5 protein-coding genes are annotated in these 6912 nt (G+C 70.1%); 2 read left to right on the forward strand and 3 right to left on the reverse strand.

The annotated features are described in order from the left end of the window. Positions 1-83 precede the first annotated feature (83 nt). A complete protein-coding gene (gene lysS, locus ACWGKJ_RS32820; protein WP_385027638.1) occupies positions 84-1871 on the forward strand; it encodes a lysine--tRNA ligase in 1788 nt (595 codons plus the stop codon). Between the two features lie 69 nt (positions 1872-1940). Here the strand turns inward: lysS and ACWGKJ_RS32825 are convergent, their stop codons facing one another. The 3 genes from ACWGKJ_RS32825 to ACWGKJ_RS32835 form a co-directional block, all read right to left on the reverse strand. Further along, positions 1941-3557, reverse strand: a complete 1617-nt coding sequence (locus tag ACWGKJ_RS32825; RefSeq protein ID WP_385027635.1) for a DUF2637 domain-containing protein — start codon at positions 3555-3557, stop codon at positions 1941-1943. A 201-nt stretch (positions 3558-3758) separates the two neighbouring features. After that, positions 3759-4469: a DUF3558 domain-containing protein gene (locus ACWGKJ_RS32830; protein WP_385027632.1), complete on the reverse strand. Its 711-nt coding sequence runs from the start codon at positions 4467-4469 to the stop codon at positions 3759-3761. A 74-nt stretch (positions 4470-4543) separates the two neighbouring features. Beyond that, positions 4544-5473: a DUF3558 domain-containing protein gene (locus ACWGKJ_RS32835; RefSeq protein ID WP_385027752.1), complete on the reverse strand. Its 930-nt coding sequence runs from the start codon at positions 5471-5473 to the stop codon at positions 4544-4546. Positions 5474-5665: 192 nt separating this feature from the next. Between ACWGKJ_RS32835 and ACWGKJ_RS32840 the strand changes: the two genes are divergently transcribed. Next, entirely contained in the window at positions 5666-6859 is a 1194-nt protein-coding gene (locus ACWGKJ_RS32840; RefSeq protein WP_385027629.1) for an RtcB family protein, read from the forward strand. Positions 6860-6912: the final 53 nt, after the last annotated feature.

A 6912-nucleotide genomic window follows, 5' to 3' on the forward strand; every position in this document is an offset into this window, starting at 1 on the left:
CGGGGAAAGCCGTTTTCGCTCTCCCGGAGGGACCTGGGAGAATGGCAGCCGCCCTTGTCTGAAGGCGTACGAGAAAGAAGGACGTGCCGATCGTGGCTCAGAGCACCGAGACCGACTGGGTCTCCCGTTTCGCGGACGATGTCATCGCCGAATCGGAGCGCCGTGCCGCGGGCGCGAAACACTCTGGCGCGGACGGACCGGTGGTCGTCGTCGCCTCCGGCCTCTCCCCGTCGGGCCCGATCCACCTGGGCAACCTGCGCGAGGTGATGACCCCGCACCTGGTCGCCGACGAGATCAGGCGCCGCGGGTACACCGTGCGCCACCTCATCTCCTGGGACGACTACGACCGGTACCGCAAGGTGCCGAACGGCGTCCCCGGCATCGACGCGTCCTGGGCCGAGCACATCGGCAAGCCCCTCACATCGGTGCCCGCCCCGGCCGGGTCCGCGTACCCGAACTGGGCCGAGCACTTCAAGGCCGCCATGGTCGAGGCCCTGGCCGAGCTGGGCGTCGAGTACGACCCGATCAGCCAGACCGAGCAGTATCTGGCGGGCACCTACCGCGAGCAGATCCTGCACGCCATGAAGCACCGCGGCGACATCGACGCGATCCTCGACCGCTACCGCACCAAGAAGGACCCGGCCAAGGCCGGCGCGGCAGGCGGCAAGCAGAAGCAGAAGCAGGGCCAGAAGCCGCTCGACGAGGCCGAGATCGAGGCCGCCGAAGGGTCGGGCGCCGCCGACGAGGACGACGGCAGCAGCGGCGCCACCGGCTACTACCCCTACAAGCCCTACTGCGGCGCGTGCGAGAAGGACCTCACCACGGTCACCTCGTACGACGACGACACCACGGAGCTGGCCTACACCTGCACCGCGTGCGGACACTCCGAGACCGTCCGGCTCAGCGAGTTCAACCGCGGAAAGCTGGTCTGGAAGGTCGACTGGCCGATGCGCTGGGCGTACGAGGGCGTCGTCTTCGAGCCCAGCGGCGTCGACCACTCCTCGCCCGGCTCCTCCTTCGTCGTCGGCGGGCAGATCGTCCGCGAGATCTTCGACGGGGTGCAGCCGATCGGCCCGATGTACGCGTTCGTCGGCATCAGCGGTATGGCCAAGATGTCCTCGTCCAAGGGCGGTGTGCCCACCCCGTCCGACGCCCTGAAGATCATGGAGGCGCCGCTGCTGCGCTGGCTGTACGCGCGGCGCAGGCCCAACCAGTCCTTCAAGATCGCCTTCGACCAGGAGATCCAGCGGCTCTACGACGAGTGGGACAAGCTGGAGTCCAAGGTGGCCGACGGCTCGGCGCTCCCCGCCGACGCCGCCGCGCACACCCGCGCCGCCCGCACCGCGGCCGGTGAACTCCCGCGCACCCCCCGCCCGTTGCCGTACCGCACCCTCGCATCGGTCGCGGACATCACGGCCGGGGCCGAGGACCAGACGCTGCGCATCCTCAGCGAACTGGACCCGGAGAACCCGATCGGCTCGCTCGACGAGGTACGCCCCCGGCTCGACCGCGCCGAGAACTGGATCACCACCCAGGTCCCGGCCGAACAGCGCACCCTGGTGCGCGCCGAGCCGGACACCGAGACCCTGGCCGCCCTCGGCGACCAGGACCGCGAGTCGCTGCGGCTGCTCATCGAAGGGCTCGACACACACTGGTCGCTGGACGGCCTGACGACGCTCGTCTACGGCGTGCCGAAGGTCCAGGCCGGGTTCGCACCGGACGCCAAGCCCACCCCGGAGATGAAGGTCGCCCAGCGCACCTTCTTCGCCCTGCTCTACCAGCTGCTGGTCGGCCGCGACACCGGGCCCCGGCTGCCCACGCTGCTGCTCGCCGTCGGCGCCGAGCGGGTGCGCAAGCTGCTCGCGGCCTGAGGGCGATGTGACGAGGGCCGCCGCCCCGGGTCTTCCCGGCGCGGCGGCCCTTCCGTCTCTCCCGGCGGGTTACGCGATGTGCTCGGCGTCCAGCTCCTCCGCGTACCGCTGCTGGAAGCGGGCCAGATACGGGCGGAGCGAACTGTCGCTCAGAGTCTCGCTGTTGCGGCCCGTGACGCCGTACAGGTCCTTCAGGTACCGACCGAACTGACGGGGCGTCGGCACCTCGTTGTTCTCGCTGATGAACTTCCGGTAGGCCCCGAAGTACGCGTCCTCACGGGACACGTCCTCCGGCAGCCCCTGCACCTCCGGGCTGTCCGCCTCGGCGCTCTCGGTGCGGCCGGTCTCCTCGGAACGCTCCTCGCCCTGATCTTCGGTGCGCGGGCCGGGGATCACACCGCCGAGGGGGCGTGAGCCGCCCGCGCCGGTCGGGACCATGACCTGCGGGGTGCGGGACTCGTCGTCCTGCGGGGTGCGGGACTCGTCGTCCTGCGGGTCCTGGGGTCCCTGCTCGTACCCGGGGCCGCCGTGCTCCTGGCCGTACGGCTGCCCGTACTGCGGGCCGTACTCCTCCTGCTCGTACTGCCGGCCGTACTCCTGCTCGTACTCGGGGCCGTACTCCTCCTGCCCGTAAGGCCCGCCGTACTGCTGCTGCTCGTACCCCTGGCCCTGCGGATACCGCTGGTCGTACGCGGGCTCGTACGCCGGGTCGTAGGTGCCGGTGTACGCCTGCTGTGAGACCTGCGGCGCGGCGAACCACGGGCTCTCGTGCGTGGGCGGGGGTTCCTGCGCCTGCCCTTGCGCCTGCCCTGGTTCCTGCCCCTGCCCCTGCCCCTGAGCGGCGGGGCCGGCAGGGCCCTCCGAGGCCGAGGCCGAGGCCGAGGCCGAGGCTGAGGCCGAGGGCTGGGCCGGGGCCTCCACCGCGGCCGGTGCCTCCGCGGCTGTGCCCGTCGGGGCCGTCCCCGCCTCCAGCGCGGGCGCCGGCGGCAGCAGCACCGGCTCGATGCCGGCCGCCGCAAGACCGGACGGCGCCGTCTCCGCGAGCGGGACCCCGTACCGCGCCAGCCGCAGCGGCATCAGCGACTCGATCGGCGCCTTGCGCCGCCACGCCCGGCCGAACCGGGCCTGTAGCCGCGCCTGGTAGATCAGCCGGTCCTGTTCGAGCTTGATGACCTCGTCGTACCTGCGCAGCTCCCACAGCTTCATCCGCCGCCAGAACAGAAACGTCGGCACCGGCGAGAGCAGCCACCGGGTGAGGCGCACGCCCTCCATGTGCTTGTCGGCCGTGATGTCCGCGATCCGGCCCACCGCGTGGCGCGCCGCCTCGACGCAGACCACGAACAGCACCGGGATCACCGCGTGCATCCCGGTCCCCAGCGGGTCGGGCCAGGCCGCGGCGCCGTTGAAGGCGATCGTCGCGGCCGTCAGCAGCCACGCCGTCTGGCGCAGCAGCGGGAACGGGATACGGATCCAGGTCAGCAGCAGATCCAGCGCGAGCAGCACACAGATCCCCGCGTCGATACCGATCGGGAAGACCGTCGAGAACGAGCCGAAGCCCTTCTCCAGGGCGAGTGCGCGCACGGCCGCGTAGGACCCCACGAAACCGATCCCGGCGATGATCATCGCGCCCGCGACCACCAGCGCGACGAGTATCCGGTGCGTGCGTGTCAACTGCATCGCGGCCACCCGCGGTCTCCTCCTGAATTCGACATCCGGCGGGCACAGCCTGGCACATGTGTACGGACGGCGTTGCGCGGGTACGCCCGGAGCCCGGCCCCGAGTGGGGGCCGGGCTCCGTGGGCGGGTGCCCGAAGGCGCATACGGTGGACGGTTGTTGGCGGGCCTGACTGCGTGTCGGCCGGCAGGACTGTGTGCTGGCCGGCCCGGCTACTTGTTGGCCGAGGCCACCGAGGCCACGGCCGCCTTCGCCGCGGTCTGCGCACCCTTCGTCATATCGGCGGCCGAGGGGGACTTGAGGCCCTCGTAACCGGCGCCGTTGTGGTTGACCGTGGTGACCACGTTCTCCGTACGCGTGACGACCACGGCGTAGATGAAGTCCGCGTCGGTCTTGCGCTGTTCGTAGGTGACCGTCGTCGCCTCGTTGCCGATGCCCGGCGTGGACACCGTCTTGACGTTCTTCGCGCCGTCCGTTGCCTTCACGTCGGCCACGGCCTTGGTGTACTGGTCCTGTGCGCGCTTCTGGCCGCTGCCCAGGACGGTGTCGGAGCCGAACCGCAGATACGAGACGGAGAGCCAGCGGTACTGGGAGCCCTTGGTGCCCTTGCTCTCCAGACCGTTCCAGGAACAGCCCGCACGGGCCGACAGGTCGGTCGACTTGACCTCGGTGCCCGACTTGTCCTTCGCCTTGGGGACCAGGTCCGAGACGGTCTTCTGCGGGACCGACTTACAGGCGTCGGGCAGCTTGGCGTAGACGGCCTTCGCGACGGTCGGGGAGGCCGAAGCGCTGGGCGACGAGGAGGTGCTCGAACTCTTCTTGCCGCTGGAGCCGGAGTCCGACGAGCAGCCGGCGACGACGAGCATCACGGGGACGGCTGCACAGGCGAGAAGGCGGGTGAGTCGCGGGGCTGATCGGTGCATGGTTCCTTCGCTCATGTGTCGTACGGGTCGTACGGTCGGGCCGCCACGGTACGCCGGGGGCGCCGGCCGGCTGACTATTCGGCGATCTGGTCGGCGAGTTTGCCGGCCATGGCCTGCGTCTTGTCCTGCAGGCTCTTGGTGTCGGGGGAGGCGCCGGCCTCGGCGGGCTCCTCGCTGTACTCGACGGTGACGAGCACGTTGGAGGTGCGGAAGACCACCCGGACGGTGTGCTGCGGGGACTCGGCGCCGGCCTTGGCCGGGATGTCGGCGAGGAAGGCGGCGCTGCCGAGGCCACTGAGGGTCCGCGACTGCAGATCGGCCGCCTGGGCGTCGTCTCCCTGGTCGTCGCCGTCCTGGCCGCCGTCGCCCTGGCCGTCGTCGGCGGAGCCCTGGGTGCTGGTCTCGCCGCCGTTCTTCCCTGTGTTCTTCCCCGCGTCCTTCCCCGCATCCTCCTCCGAGCCCTTGCCCGGGTCCTTCTCCGTGCTCTTCCCCGCGTCCTTGCCCGTGCTCTTCCCGGTGTCCTGTCCGCCGTTCTTCCCGCCGGTGGAGGCGCCGCCGTCCGCGTCGTCCGACGGGGTCGAGGAGGGCGAGCTGTCACCCTCCTGGAGGCCGGCGGCGGCGAGCTTCTGGGCGTACAGGGTCTTGGCCTGGTCGTCGTCGCTGACGGTGGTGTCGTAACTCACGACGCGTTCCATCACGATGTGCAGCCGGTGCGCGTCGGCGGGCGAGTCCGCCTTCCACCGGCAGCCCACCTGCCGGTCGGTGTCGAAGGTGGCCTCGGGCGTGCCCCCGTACGCCTTCTCCTGCTGCTCCTTCGGCAGGTCGGCGATCTCCGGGAACATGTCCTTCAGTACGCCCTTGTCGGCGGCGCGGCAGGGTTCCGGCAGGGTGGAGTACTTGCCGGGCGCCGCGGCGGGAGTGGTCTCGCCCGGCTTCGCGTCGGCGGCGGAACCATCGGCCCCGGAACCGGCCGTGCAGCCGGCGACGAGCGCTGCGAGCAGCACCAAGCCGGGAACGTAAGCCCTTCGCTGCACTGTCCGAGGCTCCCTTCGGAACGGAAAACGGATACCGCCTGATGACGGTGACCGGACACAATGTCTATCGCACGCACTGGTGTACATGCCGGTCCGCTGTCGCTTTCGCGGATATTGATGCGTGTTTTTCTCATCAGGGTTGTTCGGGGGAATAGAGGAGCTATGTCGTATGTAGAGGTTCCGGGTGCGAAGGTCCCCATCCGGATGTGGGCCGACCCGGCGGCGGTCGAGGACGGTGCGATGCAGCAGCTGCGCAACGTCGCCACCCTGCCCTGGATCAAGGGCCTCGCGGTCATGCCCGACGTGCACTACGGCAAGGGCGCGACGGTGGGCTCGGTGATCGCGATGCACGGTGCGGTCTGCCCGGCGGCGGTCGGTGTGGACATCGGCTGTGGCATGTCGGCGGTGAAGACCTCACTGACGGCGAACGACCTGCCAGGTGATCTGTCGCGGCTGCGCTCCCGCGTCGAGGCCGCGATCCCAGTGGGCCGGGGGATGCACGACGACCCGGTGGATCCGGGCCGGCTGCACGGCTTCCCGACCGCGGGGTGGGACGACTTCTGGGCCCGGTTCGACGGGGTCGCCGAAGCGGTCAAATTCCGTCAGGGGCGGGCGGTGAAGCAGATGGGTTCGCTCGGATCGGGCAACCATTTCATTGAGATCTGTCTTGACGAGTCCGATTCGGTCTGGCTGATGCTGCACTCGGGTTCGCGGAACATCGGCAAGGAGCTGGCGGACCACCACATCGGTGTCGCGCAGAAACTCCCGCACAACCAGGGTCTCGTCGACCGTGACCTGGCGGTGTTCATCGCCGACACCCCGCAGATGGGGGCGTACCGGAACGACCTGTTCTGGGCGCAGGAGTACGCCAAGTACAACCGGGCGATCATGATGAGCCTCTTCCAGGACGTCATCCGGAAGGAGTTCAAGAAGGCCCGGGTGACTTTCGACCCGGTCATCAGCTGTCACCACAACTATGTGTCCGAGGAGCGGTACGAGGGCATGGACCTGCTGGTCACCAGGAAGGGCGCCATCCGTGCCGGATCCGGTGACTACGGGATCATCCCCGGCTCGATGGGCACCGGTTCGTACATCGTGAAGGGCCTCGGCAACGAGAAGGCGTTCAACTCCGCCTCGCACGGTGCCGGGCGGAGGATGAGCCGGAACGCCGCGAAGCGCCGCTTCACCACGCGGGACCTGGAGGAGCAGACGCTGGGGGTGGAGTGCCGGAAGGACTCCGGTGTGGTGGACGAGATCCCCGGGGCCTACAAGCCGATCGAGCAGGTCATCGACCGCCAGCGAGACCTGGTCGAGGTCGTCGCCAGGATCAAGCAGATCGTGTGTGTGAAGGGCTGAGCCGCGGGCGGGGGGGGGGCCGGCGGGCGGCGCCCCCCCGCCCCCCCGCCCCC

The organism is Streptomyces sp. NPDC054757, assembly GCF_053612185.1.